Annotated in this window: 16 protein-coding genes; 12 read left to right on the forward strand and 4 right to left on the reverse strand. The window is 67.6% G+C overall.

Going from position 1 to position 14,736, the window contains the following annotated elements; genetic code table 11:
* The first annotated feature begins 3 nt into the window (after positions 1-3).
* From B2J86_RS01050 to B2J86_RS01065, 4 genes are all read left to right on the forward strand, one after another.
* Positions 4-1,623: a DHA2 family efflux MFS transporter permease subunit gene (locus tag B2J86_RS01050; protein WP_169636203.1), complete on the forward strand. Its 1,620-nt coding sequence runs from the start codon at positions 4-6 to the stop codon at positions 1,621-1,623.
* A 212-nt stretch (positions 1,624-1,835) separates the two neighbouring features.
* Positions 1,836-1,994 (forward strand): DUF3309 family protein, encoded by a 159-nt coding sequence (locus B2J86_RS01055; RefSeq protein ID WP_169168492.1) that lies wholly within the window; start codon positions 1,836-1,838, stop codon positions 1,992-1,994.
* 241 nt (positions 1,995-2,235) lie between these two features.
* Positions 2,236-2,565, forward strand: coding sequence for a hypothetical protein (locus B2J86_RS01060; protein ID WP_169168491.1), 330 nt, complete (start codon positions 2,236-2,238; stop codon positions 2,563-2,565).
* Between the two features lie 4 nt (positions 2,566-2,569).
* Entirely contained in the window at positions 2,570-3,214 is a 645-nt protein-coding gene (locus B2J86_RS01065) for an AAA family ATPase (RefSeq protein ID WP_169168490.1), read from the forward strand.
* 208 nt (positions 3,215-3,422) lie between these two features.
* Here the strand turns inward: B2J86_RS01065 and B2J86_RS01070 are convergent, their stop codons facing one another.
* The 4 genes from B2J86_RS01070 to B2J86_RS01085 all read right to left on the reverse strand — a co-directional run bounded on the left by B2J86_RS01070 (position 3,423) and on the right by B2J86_RS01085 (position 6,227).
* The gene (locus B2J86_RS01070; protein ID WP_169168489.1) at positions 3,423-3,908 is read right to left on the reverse strand and encodes a DUF1579 domain-containing protein; all 486 of its coding nucleotides are present in this window, start codon (positions 3,906-3,908) and stop codon (positions 3,423-3,425) included.
* A gap of 217 nt (positions 3,909-4,125) precedes the next feature.
* Positions 4,126-4,752: a trimeric intracellular cation channel family protein gene (locus B2J86_RS01075; protein ID WP_173024512.1), complete on the reverse strand. Its 627-nt coding sequence runs from the start codon at positions 4,750-4,752 to the stop codon at positions 4,126-4,128.
* Positions 4,749-5,219, reverse strand: a complete 471-nt coding sequence (locus tag B2J86_RS01080; protein ID WP_206042712.1) for a hypothetical protein — start codon at positions 5,217-5,219, stop codon at positions 4,749-4,751. The genes B2J86_RS01075 and B2J86_RS01080 overlap by 4 nt, the downstream gene beginning before the upstream one ends.
* A gap of 108 nt (positions 5,220-5,327) precedes the next feature.
* Positions 5,328-6,227, reverse strand: coding sequence for a LysR family transcriptional regulator (locus B2J86_RS01085; protein ID WP_173024513.1), 900 nt, complete (start codon positions 6,225-6,227; stop codon positions 5,328-5,330).
* Between the two features lie 171 nt (positions 6,228-6,398).
* On the opposite strand from B2J86_RS01085, the gene B2J86_RS01090 reads away from it, so the two are divergent.
* From B2J86_RS01090 to B2J86_RS01125, 8 genes are all read left to right on the forward strand, one after another.
* Positions 6,399-7,922, forward strand: a complete 1,524-nt coding sequence (locus tag B2J86_RS01090; RefSeq protein ID WP_173024514.1) for a CoA-acylating methylmalonate-semialdehyde dehydrogenase — start codon at positions 6,399-6,401, stop codon at positions 7,920-7,922.
* Positions 7,922-8,317, forward strand: coding sequence for a lysozyme inhibitor LprI family protein (locus tag B2J86_RS01095; protein ID WP_173024515.1), 396 nt, complete (start codon positions 7,922-7,924; stop codon positions 8,315-8,317). The genes B2J86_RS01090 and B2J86_RS01095 overlap by 1 nt, the downstream gene beginning before the upstream one ends.
* Before the next feature lie 25 nt (positions 8,318-8,342).
* A complete protein-coding gene (locus tag B2J86_RS01100) occupies positions 8,343-9,509 on the forward strand; it encodes an acyl-CoA dehydrogenase family protein (protein ID WP_173024516.1) in 1,167 nt (388 codons plus the stop codon).
* Positions 9,510-9,569: 60 nt separating this feature from the next.
* On the forward strand, positions 9,570-10,007 hold the full coding sequence (locus B2J86_RS01105; protein ID WP_173024517.1) for a TfoX/Sxy family protein: 438 nt from the start codon (positions 9,570-9,572) through the stop codon (positions 10,005-10,007).
* A gap of 29 nt (positions 10,008-10,036) precedes the next feature.
* Positions 10,037-10,435, forward strand: a complete 399-nt coding sequence (locus B2J86_RS01110) for a DUF488 domain-containing protein (RefSeq protein WP_169168483.1) — start codon at positions 10,037-10,039, stop codon at positions 10,433-10,435.
* 99 nt (positions 10,436-10,534) lie between these two features.
* Positions 10,535-11,431: a 3-hydroxyisobutyrate dehydrogenase gene (gene mmsB / locus B2J86_RS01115; protein WP_173024518.1), complete on the forward strand. Its 897-nt coding sequence runs from the start codon at positions 10,535-10,537 to the stop codon at positions 11,429-11,431.
* A 219-nt stretch (positions 11,432-11,650) separates the two neighbouring features.
* Positions 11,651-12,352: a superoxide dismutase family protein gene (locus B2J86_RS01120; RefSeq protein WP_169168481.1), complete on the forward strand. Its 702-nt coding sequence runs from the start codon at positions 11,651-11,653 to the stop codon at positions 12,350-12,352.
* Positions 12,353-12,407: 55 nt separating this feature from the next.
* Positions 12,408-14,618 carry a TonB-dependent receptor family protein gene (locus B2J86_RS01125; protein ID WP_371735978.1) on the forward strand — a complete coding sequence of 737 codons (2,211 nt, stop codon included), beginning with the start codon at positions 12,408-12,410 and terminating at the stop codon, positions 14,616-14,618.
* Positions 14,619-14,736 lie beyond the last annotated feature (118 nt).

Genomic DNA, 14,736 nt, shown 5'->3' on the forward strand with positions numbered 1-14,736 from the left:
CGCATGACTGCCGCTTCATCCTCCGCCGGGCTGCCGGCGCCTGCGGGCGGACCCCCGACGCCCCCGGCCGTCGCACCCGCCGAGCCAACGCCGCTGCACGGCACCACGCTGCTGCTGGGCACGCTGGCGCTGTCGCTGGCCACGTTCATGAACGTGCTGGACTCGTCGATCGCCAACGTGTCCATCCCCGCGATTGCCGGCGACCTGGGCGTAAGCCCGGGCCAGGGCACCTGGGTGATCACCAGCTTTGGCGTAGCCAACGCCATTTCGGTGCCGCTCACGGGCTGGCTCACGCAGCGCTTTGGCGCCGTGCGCCTGTTCACCATGAGCGTGCTGCTGTTCGTGCTCACGTCCTGGCTGTGCGGCTTTGCCTCGTCGCTTGAAATGCTGGTGTTCTTCCGCGTGCTGCAGGGCCTGGTGGCCGGGCCGATGATTCCGCTGTCGCAGACGCTGCTGCTGTCAAGCTACCCGCGCGCGCTGGCGGGCACGGCGCTGGCGCTGTGGGGCGTGACGACGCTGGTGGCGCCGGTGGTCGGGCCGCTGCTGGGCGGCTGGATCACCGACAACATCTCATGGCCCTGGATCTTCTACATCAACGTGCCCGTGGGCCTCCTGGCCGCCGCACTGACCTGGGGCATCTACCGCACGCGCGAGACGCCCACACGCAAACTGCCCATCGACACCGTCGGCCTGACGCTGCTGGTGCTGTGGGTCGGCGCGCTGCAGCTCATGCTCGACAAAGGCAAGGAACTGGACTGGTTTGCCTCCCACGAAATCGTCGCGATGGCCGTGGTGGCCGCCGTCGCGTTTGCGCTGTTCCTGGTGTGGGAGCTGACCGACAAGCACCCGGTGGTCGACCTCAAGCTGTTCAAGGAACGCAATTTCGCCTTTGGCGCGCTCTCGCTGTCGGTCGCCTATGCGCTGTTCTTTGGCAACGTGGTGCTGCTGCCGCTGTGGCTGCAGCAGTGGATGGGCTACACCGCCACCTCGGCCGGCATGGCGCTGGCGCCGGTGGGGCTGTTCGCCATCCTGCTCACGCCCATCGTCGGGCGCAAGGTCGGCCAGTGGGACCCGCGCCGCATGGCGACAGGCGCGTTCATCGTGTTTGCGCTGGTGCTGTGGATGCGCGCGCAGTTCACGGTGCAGACCGACTTCGTGACCATCCTGATTCCCACGCTGATCCAGGGCGCGGCCATGGCGTTCTTCTTCATTCCGCTTACCACCATCACGCTTTCGGGCCTGGCGCCCGAGCGCATTCCGGCGGCGGCCGGCCTGAGCAACTTCACCCGCATCACGGCCGGCGCCATGGGTGTCTCGATCACCACCACGCTGTGGGAGAGCCGCGCCGCGCTGCACCATGCGCACCTGACCGAAACGCTGGTGCAGGGCCAGGGCGTGTTCGCGCAAACGCTGAACGGCCTGACCGCCTCGGGCCTGTCCATGGAGCAGGCGCTGGCGCAGGTGAACCGCCTGATCGACCAGCAGGCCTACACCCGCGCGGTGGACGACATCTTCCTGGGCTCGGCCTTCCTGTTCCTCACACTGATCGGCACCATCTGGCTCACCCAGCGCCCGCCGCGCGTGCCGGCCGGTGCGCCCGGGGACGCGGGCGGAGCCCATTGAAGCGCCTCTGCGTTCGCGCCATCGGCAATGCAAGCAAAAACAGCCTCCAGCGCTGATGGGTCAAGCGCTTACAGCTATTGAATCAATAGCTGCGAGCGCTTTGTCTGACAGCGCTTGCTGAAAAACCCTTACGCCTTGACACGCCTGCGGCCTGCCAAACCGCACCTTGGTGCACCGAACAATGCGGTCATCACCAACAACAAGGATCTGCCATGTCGATCTCCCTGATTCTTCTCATCGTGCTGATCCTGATCCTCATTGGCGTCCTGCCTACGTGGGGCCACAGCAGCTCTTGGGGGTACGGCCCCAGCGGCGGTATTGGCTTGATCATTCTGATCTTGGTGGTGTTGATGCTGATGGGACGCATCTAGGCCCGTCTTTCCCCTCCACGGGCCCGCGCCGCCGGGCCTGTGGCGGCAAAGCAGCGACTCAGCCATCGGATCCATATCGGAAAGAGACAAATAAGGCTGTAGCCCTTTCCCAGAAAGCGCTGGCAGCTCTCCTTTGAATAGCGCTTCGGCTTTCCGGTGTGCCCTGCGTCCATTTGCCGCATCTCTCTTCTTTTGCTTTTCACCCCTGATTGGCGCAAAATGCGCCAATCAGGAGATCAGCATGGCCGCCACCCCCTTCGCATCCGTCAAACTTCCCAGCGCCCTCGTCGAGCAGGCGCGCCAGGCCGCGCAGCCCATGCGCCGTTCGGTGGCCAGCCAGATCGAATACTGGGCCACGCTGGGCCAGATCGTCGAACACACCGGCCTGAGCGTGCAGGAAGCCCGCACCGCCATCGAGCAGTACGAAACCGCCTCAACCCCGCACACGCCGGCCACGTCCCCCGCCTCGGTGGACGCGCTGAGCGCCCGCCTGCTGGCCGCGCAGACCAGCGGCTCGCTGGCCCAGCGCGTGCGCGAAGTGGTGCGCGAAAACCAGGCCCGCACGGCCTGAGCCCATGGCAGCGCCCCGCAATGGAACGCCCTCGCCCCTCTGGTTCCATCTGCTCGCCGGCCCCAATGGCGCGGGCAAGTCCACGCTCTACCGCGCGCTGGTGCGCGAAGGCATCCTCGGGCCGCCGCTCGAATTCGTGAACGCCGACCTGTACGAGCGCGGGCACCTCCAGCACATCGCCAACGCGCAAGAGCGCTCCGAAGCCGCCCGCGCCTGGGCCGAGGCACGCCGCACGGCCTTGATCGCGGCACGCACCCCCTTCGCCAGCGAAACCGTGTTCTCTCACCCTTCCAAGCTGGCGCTTATCGAGGAAGCCCAACGCCATGGCTTCACTGTCGCGCTGCACACCGTGGCGCTTGACGACCCGGCCCGCCTGCTCGACCGCGTGGCCCAGCGCGTGCGCGAAGGCGGTCATCCCGTGCCACCCGAACGCATCCTCGCGCGCTACCCGCGCACGATGACCCACCTCGCGCAGGCCGTACGCCTGGCCGACGTGGCCTACCTGTACGACGCCACGGAAGTCGCCGAGGGCGGCCCGCGCCTGGTGGCCATTCGCACCGCGGCGGCCACTACGGCGCTGGTGGAGGCCATGCCAGCCTGGGCACAGCGCATGCTGGGTGTGGCAGGGGCGGAACAGGCTGCGGATTGAGCGGGCTAATCGCCTATTTATTCAATGGCCAGCCGGATTCAACCTGCACCCATTGAAATAGCCCCCCAATAATTTGCTCATCTTCTGGCGATGCGCCGTCGGTTGAATTTCACTGAAATTCAGTGGATGTCAGGCTATTTTTATCCGCCGTGCCACCAAAAGAAAACAGCGCGAGCGTGACTGGATGGCCACAACATATTCCACGGACTCACGCTCTTGAAAATTCCATGGTCCAATTGGTTTCCCAAGTGGCGCCCCCATCCTCTGAGAATGCCTGCTCCCAACGCGGATTCTGTGGATCGCGGGTCCACCAGATGAATCGCACACGGATCGGTGTGCCGTTGAGCACATCTTCCGCATAGAACGTTCCGATCTGTTCGTTGAATTGGCCGACCACCGGTATGTCCATCTTCCCTGGAAAGCGGCCATCCAACCACCAGATTGACCATTGATGGGTTTGTGGATCGAAGGAGCGGACAGCAACTGCGCGGTACTCGCCTTCAGGGAGCCGCAGCAGATTGTCCTCAACGTTGCCATAGCCCCCCAGAATCTTCTGGGTGGACATGCTCCCGTCAAACTCTGTCCAGTGGTCAGAGCCCACCAGCCGGTCTTTCAAGCGACGGTGTTTGACGCGCCAGTCTCCCACCGCAAAATCAAAGTCGCTGGGTGCATATTGGACAGTTTCGAGTGCCATGGGTCGATTCCTTATGTGCAGCGAAGACAGTTAGGCAATGGAGCGTGTCAGCTGCTTGAATGAAAGGTGCTGTGGCGTTGGGTCGACTTTTTACCCGCCCAGAAGGCAATGCCACCCTTGCACACCATACAACGCAGCTGATCCGATCCGCGAATCAGCGTGGGCTTGAAATGTCAGCGATTTCCCCCCCTGCCCGACAGGCTCTGCCAGAGCAGCATTACGCTGCGTCGCTTTTCCGAAGCACGGGCAGGCTCCACGAATAGCGCAACGCGAGAAGGCGGATGGCAAGGCACACGAAGGCGCCTAACCACGGCGTGGCCGCGAGACTCCACTCCATGAGCTGCCCCAGCACCTGGATGGACGCCCCGATCAACGCCGCCACCGCGTAGATCTCTTTCTCCAGGATGATGGGCACGCGGTTGAGCAGCACGTCTCTGGCCACGCCGCCGCCGACGGCGGTCACCATGCCGAGCAGGATGGCGACCTCGACGTTCTGCCCCCCCAGCAGCGCCTTGTGCGCGCCAACGACGGCGAAGAAGCCCAGCCCCAGCGCATCGAAGAAAGCAATGGGACGGCTGAGGTGCTCGATGATGGGGCGCGCCCACATCGCCATCCCGGCGGCCAATGCCGCCGTGGCGAGGTACCGCCAGTCGGAAATCGCCACCGGCGGCAGCGCGCCCAGGCACAGGTCGCGAACGAAGCCGCCACCGCATGCCGTCAGGTAGCTGATGGCCAATACGCCAAACAGGTCGAGCCGACGCTGCTCGGCGGCGATCGCACCGCTGACGGCGAAGGCGAAAGTGCCGCACAGGTCCACGAAGGTGGAGAGGCTGTGTTCCATCATGCCTGCGGCGAAGGGCAGAGCCAGACGGATGCGGCGGTCATCAGCATGGCCTGCAGCCCGGTCTCCAGCGTTGGATGGATCACCGGCGCGCACTTGGGCGAATGGTTGCTAGGTGTCTTGTTGAGCAGCTTGGCGGCCTTGGCTTGTGCATAGGCGTCGGGGTCGGTCCCGCCGACGAACCAGAAGACACAAGGCGCCTGCCAGGTGCGCCCGAAGGCGCTGAAGTCTTCGCTGGCCGAGGCTGGCACTGTTTCGCAAGCTTTGTCTCCAAACTGGCTTGTGAAGGCACCCGCCACCTGGCGCGAGACGATGGTCTGCAGTGTCTCGATACAGCCTGCGGCGATCTTGGCGGTCCGGACTTCCTGCATCGACAGCTCGGGGCGCTGGTGCAGGTCCTTGTAGATGCTTTCGCGCTCCGCGAGCAGCGTGTCGCTGCGGCCCGCCAAGGCTTGGGCGAGGGCGTTCATGGCAAACCTCCGGACTGGATTGGAGAGGCCCAGTATGCTCCGATTGCCCCAAAAAAGGGCCCGCAGGCATGCCTCAGACCGGCCCCACGGGCCGCTGGGCAACCCGCCTCATCCCGCTCCCTTCGGTACCAGCCTCGCCCCTTCCCTCTGCACCGTCTCCTTCAAAAACCCCCACACCGCCTGCATGCGCGCGAGGTGCTTGGCTTCGGCCGGCATGCTCATCCAGAAGGTGCGCGTGAAGCGCGCCTCGTGCGGCAGCACGCGCGCCAGAATGGGGTCGCGGTCGGCCAGGAAAGCCGGCAGCACGGCCAGGCCGGCGCCGGCGCGCACGGCTTCGTATTGCGCGGTGATGCTGGTGCTGCGGAAGGCGAAGCGCTCGGGCGGATACAGCTGGTCGAGAAACTGCAGCTCCTTGGTGAACAGCAGGTCGTCCACATAGCTAATGAAGGCATGGTGGCGCAGGTCTTCGCGCTGGGCCACCAGGGGGCGGCGGGCCAGGTATTCGCGCTGGCCGTACAGGTGCAGCGTGTAGTCGGCCAACTTGGTGACGATGACCGCGCCGCGCGTCGGGCGCTCGAGCGAGATCACGATGTCGGCCTCGCGCCGGCTCAGGTGCAGCATGCGTGGCAGCGCCAGCAAGTCGATGGACAGCTGCGGGTGATTTTGTGTCAGGCGCGCCAGGTGCGGCGCCAGCACCAGCGTGCCAAAACCTTCGGTCGCGCCCACGCGCACCAGGCCCGAAGGGCCGCCGCCCGGCGCGGGCGCGGCGCGCTCCACGCCGAGCACGGCGGCTTCCATGGCCTCCACACCGGGCAGCAGGTGGCGGCCGGCTTCGGCCAGCCGGTGGCCGCCGGCCTCGCGCGCGAACAGGGCCACCCCCATCTGCTTTTCCAGGGCCTGGATGCGGCGCGACACCGTGGTGTGCTCCACGCCCAGGCGGCGCGCGGCGCCCGCGAGGGTGCCGGTGCGGGCCAGCTCCAAAAAGTAGCGCAGGTTGTCCCAGTCCATGCCGTTTCCTTGTGCGTTCGCCATGCGCGCATACGTTGTGCAAATTTGCAGAATCAAAGTGCGCGTTTGTCTATTGTCATGGCAATTTCGCACAGATACGATGCGTGCTGCAGGGACGGACCGCCGGCCCGCCCTCGTTGCCACGCGTTTCTTTTCTTCCAGGAGACCCCCATGGACGCTTCCACCACCCAGGCCGTCAAGGCCCCCACCGTCAAGTTGCTGATCGGCGGCCACTTCGTCGAGTCCCAAACCACCCAGTGGCGTGACGTGGTGAACCCCGCCACGCAAGAGGTGCTGGCGCGCGTGCCGTTTGCCACGCCCGAAGAGGTCAACGCCGCCGTGGCCGCGGGCAAGGAGGCGTTCATGACCTGGAAGAAGACCCCCATCGGCACGCGTGCGCGCATCTTCCTGAAGCTCCAGCAGCTGATCCGCGAGAACATGGCCGAGCTGGCCGCCACGCTGACCGCCGAGCAAGGCAAGACCCTGCCCGACGCCGAAGGCGACGTGTTCCGCGGCCTCGAAGTGGTCGAGCACGCGGCCAGCATCGGCAACCTGCAGCTGGGCGAGCTGGCCAACAATGTGGCCAACGGCGTGGACACCTATACGCGGCTGCAGCCGCTGGGCGTGTGCGCGGGCATCACGCCATTCAACTTCCCGGCCATGATTCCGCTGTGGATGTTCCCGATGGCGATTGCCACGGGCAACACCTTCGTCCTCAAGCCCTCCGAGCAAGACCCGATGGTGACCATGCGTCTGTGCGAGCTGGCGCTCGAAGCCGGCATTCCGCCCGGCGTCCTGAACGTGGTGCACGGCGGCGAGGACGTGGTCAACGCGATCTGCGACCACCCCGACATCCAGGCGATCAGCTTCGTCGGCTCGACCAAGGTCGGCACGCATGTCTACAACCGCGCCAGCCTGGCCGGCAAGCGCGTGCAATGCATGATGGGCGCCAAGAACCACGCCATCGTCATGCCCGACGCCAACAAGGAGCAGACGCTCAACGCGATTGCCGGCGCGGCCTTTGGCGCCGCCGGCCAGCGCTGCATGGCGCTGTCGGTGGTGGTGCTGGTGGGCGAGGCGCAGCAGTGGATTCCCGACCTTGTCGCCAAGGCGCAATCGCTCAAGATCAATGCCGGCACGCACAAGGGCACCGACGTGGGACCGCTGGTCTCGTGCGCTGCGCTCTCGCGCGTCGAAGGCCTGATCGAGCGCGGCGTGGCCGACGGCGCCACGCTGGAGCTCGACGGCCGCAAGCCGCAGGTGCCCGGCTACGAAAAAGGCAACTTTGTCGGTCCGACGGTGTTCTCGGGCGTGAAGTCCGGCATGTCGATTTATGACCAGGAGATTTTTGGCCCGGTGCTGTGTCTCTCGTCGGCATCCGACCTGGACGAGGCCATCGCCCTCATCAATAGCAACCCCAACGGCAACGGCACGGCCATCTTCACGCAGTCGGGCGCTGCGGCGCGCAGGTTCGAGGAAGAGATCGACGTGGGACAGGTCGGCATCAACGTGCCGATCCCGGTGCCAGTGCCCATGTTCTCGTTCACGGGCTCGCGCGCGTCCAAGCTCGGCGACCTGGGCCCGTACGGCAAGCAGGTGGTGCTGTTCTATACACAGACCAAGACAGTGACGTCGCGCTGGTTCGACGACAGCACCACCGCGCACGGCGTGAACACCACCATCAGCCTCAAGTGATGGCGGTGGCCGCGGCCTCGGTCCGCCGCATCGCCCACGCGCTGCTGTGCAGCGGCGCGGTGCTGGGCGGCGCGGCCGCATGGGCGCAAGCCGGCGACCGCTGCGACCCGCAGGGCAGCGTTGCGCAGGTCAATGCCTGCGCGGTGCGCGACTTCCAGGCGGCCGACACTGCGCTGAACATCCGCTACCTCGCGGTGATGCAGTCGTTGCCTGCGGGCCGGCGCACGGCCTTGCGCCAGCAGCACAATGGCTGGATTAAGGGCCGCAGTGCGCGCTGCAAATCCGCACACGGGGCGCAAGAAGACCAGAGCGACTGGCCCCGCCTGTACCACCAGTGCCTGACCCAGGCCACCGAGGAGCGCCGCCCGGCGCTGGAGCGCTGGCTCCAGCCCTGAGGGCGGCGTCACGGAAGAGGACTCCATGAATTTCGAACTCTCTGAAGAACAACGCGCCTTTGCCCAGACGGCCCGCGATTTCGCCCAGGCCGAATTCGCACCGCACGCCGCGCGCTGGGACGCCGAGGGCGTCTTTCCCAAAGACGCCATCGCCAAGGCCGGCGCGCTGGGCTTCTGCGGCCTCTACGCCCCCGAGGACGCCGGCGGCCTCGCGCTGCCGCGGCTCGATGCGACGCTGGTGTTCGAGGAAATGGCGGCGGTCGACCCGTCCACCACCGCCTTCATCACCATCCACAACATGGCGACCTGGATGCTCGGCACCTGGGCCACGCCGGCCGTGCGCGCGCACTGGGGACCGATGCTGACCAGCGGGCAAAAACTGGCTTCCTACTGCCTGACGGAGCCCGGCGCGGGCTCCGACGCGGCCTCACTCAAGACGCGCGCCGAGCGGGTCGGCCACGAGTACATCATCAACGGCGCCAAGGCCTTCATCAGCGGCGCCGGCGCGACCGACGTGCTGGTGCTGATGGCGCGCACGGGCGATGCGCAGTCTGGCGCGGGCGGCATATCCGCGTTTGCCGTGCCGGCCGACCTGCCCGGCATCCACTACGGCAAGAAGGAACACAAGATGGGCTGGAACAGCCAGCCCACGTGCACCATCAGCTTCGACAACGTGCGCATCCCGGCCGACCACCTGCTGGGCCGCGAGGGCGAGGGTTTCAAGATCGCCATGAAGGGGCTGGACGGCGGGCGCATCAACATCGCCACCTGCTCGGTCGGCGCCGCACAGGGCGCGCTCACGCAGGCGCAGCAGTACATGCACGAACGCAAGCAGTTCGGCAAGCCGATCGCGAGCTTCCAGGCGCTGCAGTTCAAGCTGGCCGACATGGCGACCGAACTCGTCGCCGCGCGCCAGATGGTGCGCCTGGCGGCCAGCAAGCTCGACGCCGGTGCGCCCGATGCGTCCACCTACTGCGCCATGGCCAAGCGCTTTGCCACCGACGCCGGCTTCACGGTCTGCAACGAGGCGCTGCAGCTGCATGGCGGCTACGGCTACATCCGCGAATACCCGCTCGAGCGCCTGCTGCGCGACGCGCGCGTGCACCAGATCCTTGAAGGCACGAACGAAATCATGCGCGTCATCATTGCCCGGCGCATGCTCGACGGCGATGCGCCTGAGGCCATACGCTAGTCTTTCGATAGCTGCTAACGCTTTACCAATAAGCGCTAGAGGCCTATTTCATTCATACCGATGCCCGCCCGCCCCCTTGCCGACGCCACGCTGCACCTGATCGACGCGGTGCGCTCTGCACTGGCGCGGCGCGACGATGTAGACGAGCGCACCCTGTTCGGCAGCTACTGCTTCTTCGTCGACGGCAAGCTCTGCATCGGTGTCAAGGGCGACGAACTGTTGGTGCGCCTGCCGCCCGAGCGCCATGCCGAGTTCCAGGAAATGCAGAACACGCGCGAACTCTCGCCCAGCGGCGGCATGCAGGGCTACTTCTGGATCGAGCCCAACGGCTACGCCACGCGGGCGCAGTGGGCCTTCTGGCTGGCGGAAGCCCTGGACTACAACCCGCGCGCCAAGGCCACGCCACCGCGCAAGAAGGCGCCCACTGCGAGTACCCAAAAAGGAACCGGCGTCCCGCCGGCCCGCAGAAAACACAGCATCTTCGATGCCGATGACTGAGCCCCACTGATTGACCGGAGGAAACCGCCATGCCCGTTCGCATCGTCCGCCTAGGCACCCCGCGCGCCGCCGGGGAAGGCACCCGCATCGGCACCGTGCGCCGCCCGCCGCGCGGCGTACCCAAGGCCGAATTCGCCAGCCGCGACTACTACGACGTGTGGTATCCCTTGCTTTCGCCGAGCCCTGAGCTCGTCAAGGAAGCCCTGCACGCGCAGGCCACACAGTCCGACAAGGAGTGGCAAGCCTTCGTCAAGCAGTTCCGCAGGGAACTGGCCCAGCCCGAGACCAACCGCACGCTCGACCTGCTGGCTGCGCTGTCACACCACAGCGCCCTGTCGCTGGGATGCTATTGCGAAGACGAGGCGCGCTGCCACCGCTCGGTGCTGCGCGCCGAGCTGCACAGCCGCGGCGCGGACATCGCCGACTGAAAATTCAAGCATTTTCGGCCTCCAGCCCTTATCCCATGGGCGCCAGCAGCTATCAAATAAATACCAATCCAACGCAGCAACCACCAAGGAGACAACACCATGAAAATTGCATTCATCGGCCTGGGCCACATGGGCGGCCCCATGGCCCTGAACCTGCACAAGGCCGGCCACGAGGTGCGCGCCTTCGACCTGTCCCAGGCCGCCTGCGAGCAGCTTGCGGCCAGCGGCGTGCCGGTGGCGGCCGGTGCCGCCGCCGCCGTGCAAGGCGCCGAGGTGGTCATCAGCATGCTGCCCGCCAGCCAGCATGTCGATGGCCTGTACTTCGGCAGCCACGGCCAGCCGGGCCTGCTGGCGCAGATTGCCAAGGGCACGCTGGTGATCGACTCGTCGACCATCGCCGCCGCCACCTCGCAAAAAGTGGCCAAGGCGGCCGAGGCGCAGGGCGTGCAGTTCATCGACGCGCCGGTGTCGGGCGGCACGGGCGGCGCCATCGCCGGCACGCTGACCTTCATGGTCGGCGGCGATGCGGCAGCGCTCGAACGCGCGCGCCCGCTGCTCGAAAAAATGGGTGCCAACATCTTCCACGCCGGAGCCGTGGGTGCGGGCCAGACGGCCAAGATCTGCAACAACATGCTGCTGGGCATCCTGATGGCCGGCACCAGCGAGGCGATTGCGCTGGGCGTCGCCAACGGGCTCAATCCCAAGGTGCTGTCGGAGATCATGCGCCGCAGTTCGGGCGGCAACTGGGCGCTGGAGAAGTACAACCCCTACCCCGGCGTGCAGGACAACGTGCCGTCGAGCAAAGGCTACGCCGGCGGCTTTGGCACCGACCTGATGCTCAAGGACCTGGGCTTGGCGCAAGAAAACGCCACCGCCGTCAAGGCCGCCACCCCGCTCGGCGGACTGGCGCGGTCACTGTATGCCATGCATTCGCTGGCAGGCCATGGCACGCTCGACTTCTCCAGCATCCTGCAAAGTGTGCAAAAGCGCGCCTGACCCGCTCGGGCCATGGCCCAGCAGCAGCGACGAAAGCGCCCGCGGTGCTCCACGCTCTCGCGGCTTTGTCCTACAAAAAGCGCCCCTGCCTGCTGGCGTGGCCAGGGCACAGCCGGCTGGAAGAATGAAAGGCCCTGCCCCTGCCACCCGCACACCTTGCGGTGCCGTGGAAGGTACGGGAACCGTTGCCCTGCCCCTCCACTCTTCTGGTTGTTCACCATGCCATATATCCACCCCTCCTCTGCCCGCCGTGTGCACGGCAGGTCCCTCATGGGCATGGCGGTTGCGACCGCCCTCGTTCTGGCCGCGGGCTGCACAGGCGTGCAGCACGGCAGCGCCGCTGCCGACACCGCGCCCGCTGCCCGCGCCGCCGGGGCTCCCCCAACGGGCATGCCGATGGGGCATGCGCGCCTGGTGACGGCCGATGGCGCGCCGGCGGGCAGCGCCACCTTGCAATCGGTGCAAGGGGGCGTGGAGATCGTGCTGCAAGTGCAGGGCATGGCACCCGGTACGCACGGTTTCCATATCCATGCCAAGGGGGAATGCACGCCCGCCCCGGACGCCGCGACCGGCAAGATGGTGGCCTTTGGCGGCGCAGGCGGGCACTTCGATCCCTACAACACGCAAACCCACGGCCACCCCGGGCAGTCGCCGCACGAGGTGCATGCCGGCGACACCCCGAACCTGGTGGTGGATGCCAGTGGCCAGGGCACGCTGCGCTACACCAACACGGGCGTGACCCTGACACCCGGCCAGAGCTCGATTGCCGGGCGTTCGCTGGTCGTGCACGAGAGCCAGGACGATTACAAGACCAACCCGGCCGGCAATTCAGGCCCCCGCATCGCCTGCGGCGTGATTTTGCTCACGCCCGGTGACAGCGCCGAAGGCACCACGCCGCCCGTCGCGCGCATGGGCAGCTAGGCGGTTTGGTGCTCGCGCAGCGCCAGCGCCGCCACGCAGGCGCCGGGCAATAAAAGTGACCCAGCCCCCGACCACGGCCGAGCCTGCCTTCAGCCGCGCCCACACGGCCGCTCCGGCGGCGTGCAGTCTCAGGCTGCCACGCGCGGGATTCTGGACGGCCTGGGCATGGCTGCTCGCCGCCACCGCCTCCAGCGGGGCCGCGGCGCAAGGCCAGAGCGCCGGCGCGGACACCGGCGCTCGTGCCGGCCCTGCCGCGCCCCAAGCGCCGGAGCCCGTGCTGGCGCCAGTGGAGGTGCGCGGTCAGGCCGCGGCGCAGCAGCGCTTTGACGCGGCCGCCAGCTTCAGCAGTGTGGACGTGGACCCGTTCACCGCCGCATCGCCGCTGGTCAACCTGTCCGAGCTGCTCGCCGGCCAGCCCGGCGTGGTGGCCTTGGACCGGCAGAACTATGCGCAGGACCTGCAGATCGCGGTGCGCGGCTTTGGCGCGCGCTCCACCTTTGGCGTGCGCGGCGTGCGCATCCTGGTCGATGGCATCCCGGCCACCATGCCCGATGGGCAGGGCCAGGCGGCCACCGCGCAGCTGCAGTCGGCCGCGCGCGTGGACGTGCTGCGCGGGCCGCTGGCGCAGCTCTATGGCAACGCGGCCGGCGGCGTGCTGCAGGTGACCACGCGCGAGCCGCGCAGCGGCGGCGGCGCAGCGGCATCAATGGCGGCGGGCTCTTTTGGGCAGCGGCTGGCGGATGCCTCGCTGGACTTTGGCGACCGCAGTCTCGGCGGGCTGGTCGATGTTTCGCATTTTTCCACCGAGGGCTGGCGCGCGCACAGTGCGGCGCAGCGCACCCACCTGAACGGCAAACTCGTCGCCCGTCCCGACGGCGACACCACCGTCACGGCGCTGCTGAACCTGTTCGACCAGCCGCACGCGCAAGATCCGCTCGGACTGGCACGCGCGCAGTTCGACGCCAACCCGCGCCAGGCGCCTGCCGAGGCGCGGCAGTTCGACACACGCAAATCGGTCGCGCAGAACCAGCTCGGTCTGGTGATGGAGCGCCGTGTCAGCCCGGCCGACAGCCTGCGCCTGCGCGTCTACGGCGGCACGCGCCGCCTCGAGCAGTACCTGTCGTTCAGCGGCGACGCCGAGAGCAGCGCGGGCGGCGTGGTCGCGCTGGACCGCCGCTACCACGGCGCCGGCATCGCCTGGAACCACAGCACCCGCCTGGCGTCCGGCCTGCCACTGACCTGGACGCTCGGCCTCGACGCGGACCGCCTCGCCGAAGACCGCCGCGGCTTCGTCAACCAGGATGGCCAGGCCGGTGCACTGCGCCGCGACGAACGCGACCGCGCCGGCAACACCGACCTCTATGCCCAGGTGGACGCGCTGCTCTCGCCCACCTGGCGCGCGGTGGCGGGCCTGCGCACCAGCGCGGTGCGGCTGGCGGTGGCCGACCGCTACCGCACCGCCACCAACCCCGACGACAGCGGCGCGCGCCGCTGGCGCCAGACCAGCCCGACGCTGGGCGTGGTCTGGAGCGCTTCCGAGCCACTGAACCTGTATGCCAATGTGGGCCGAGGGTTTGAAACGCCGACGCTGGCCGAGATGGCCTACAGCCTCGGCAATGCCGGGCCCAACTACACGCTACAGGCGTCGCGCAGCCGGCAGGCCGAGATCGGCGCCAAGTGGCAGGGCCCGGTGCACCGGATCGACGCCGCCTGGTTCGATGCGCGCAGCCGCGACGAGATCGTGCCCGCCGCCACGGTGAACGGCCGCACGGTCTACCAGAACGCCGACCGCGTGCGCCGCCGCGGCCTCGAGTTGGCGTGGAGCGCCCAGGCCCGCCCCTGGCGGCCCCAGCTGTCGTACACCTACCTCGACGCCTTTTTTGCCAGCCCCTATGCCGTGGCCGGCGGCGCCCCGGTGCCGGCCGGCAATCGCCTGCCCGGCACGGCGCGGCACGTCGCGCGGCTGGCGCTGGACCACACGTCCACCGCCGCGTGGCAGTGGGGCGGCGAGCTGACCTTGTCCGGCAAGGTGTTTGCCAACGACCTCAACACGGAGGCCGCCGCAGGTTTTGCGGTGCTGAGCCTGCGCGCGGGCTATGCGTTCTCTGCCGGTGCGTCCACGCGCTGGCAGGCCTGGGCGCGGCTGGACAACCTGCTGGACCGCCGCTACGCGGGTTCGCTCATCGTGAACGACGGCAACCAGCGCTTCTTCGAACCCGCGGCCGGCCGGCGCCTGATGGTGGGACTGCGCGCGCAGCTTTTCTGATCCGGTGGCTGCGCTCCGCACGCGCGCCCCGGACCGCGCCGACCCCGCGGTGGCGGCAACAAAAAAAAGCCCCTGTCCACAGAGGGAAGGAGCTTAATTTTGGGGCGCCATGCGACGC

It is taken from the genome of Acidovorax sp. SRB_14, assembly GCF_012932145.1.
Lineage (GTDB): Bacteria > Pseudomonadota > Gammaproteobacteria > Burkholderiales > Burkholderiaceae_C > Simplicispira.

Bases quoted from the DNA above. Each gene is read 5' to 3' on its own strand.
- B2J86_RS01050 (WP_169636203.1), top strand. From the start codon at position 4: ATGACTGCCGCTTCATCCTCCGCCGGGCTGCCGGCGCCTGCGGGCGGA.
- B2J86_RS01055 (WP_169168492.1), top strand. From the start codon at position 1,836: ATGTCGATCTCCCTGATTCTTCTCATCGTGCTGATCCTGATCCTCATT.
- B2J86_RS01060 (WP_169168491.1), top strand. From the start codon at position 2,236: ATGGCCGCCACCCCCTTCGCATCCGTCAAACTTCCCAGCGCCCTCGTC.
- B2J86_RS01065 (WP_169168490.1), top strand. From the start codon at position 2,570: ATGGCAGCGCCCCGCAATGGAACGCCCTCGCCCCTCTGGTTCCATCTG.
- B2J86_RS01070 (WP_169168489.1), bottom strand. From the start codon at position 3,908: ATGGCACTCGAAACTGTCCAATATGCACCCAGCGACTTTGATTTTGCG.
- B2J86_RS01075 (WP_173024512.1), bottom strand. From the start codon at position 4,752: ATGATGGAACACAGCCTCTCCACCTTCGTGGACCTGTGCGGCACTTTC.
- B2J86_RS01080 (WP_206042712.1), bottom strand. From the start codon at position 5,219: ATGAACGCCCTCGCCCAAGCCTTGGCGGGCCGCAGCGACACGCTGCTC.
- B2J86_RS01085 (WP_173024513.1), bottom strand. From the start codon at position 6,227: ATGGACTGGGACAACCTGCGCTACTTTTTGGAGCTGGCCCGCACCGGC.
- B2J86_RS01090 (WP_173024514.1), top strand. From the start codon at position 6,399: ATGGACGCTTCCACCACCCAGGCCGTCAAGGCCCCCACCGTCAAGTTG.
- B2J86_RS01095 (WP_173024515.1), top strand. From the start codon at position 7,922: ATGGCGGTGGCCGCGGCCTCGGTCCGCCGCATCGCCCACGCGCTGCTG.
- B2J86_RS01100 (WP_173024516.1), top strand. From the start codon at position 8,343: ATGAATTTCGAACTCTCTGAAGAACAACGCGCCTTTGCCCAGACGGCC.
- B2J86_RS01105 (WP_173024517.1), top strand. From the start codon at position 9,570: ATGCCCGCCCGCCCCCTTGCCGACGCCACGCTGCACCTGATCGACGCG.
- B2J86_RS01110 (WP_169168483.1), top strand. From the start codon at position 10,037: ATGCCCGTTCGCATCGTCCGCCTAGGCACCCCGCGCGCCGCCGGGGAA.
- mmsB (WP_173024518.1), top strand. From the start codon at position 10,535: ATGAAAATTGCATTCATCGGCCTGGGCCACATGGGCGGCCCCATGGCC.
- B2J86_RS01120 (WP_169168481.1), top strand. From the start codon at position 11,651: ATGCCATATATCCACCCCTCCTCTGCCCGCCGTGTGCACGGCAGGTCC.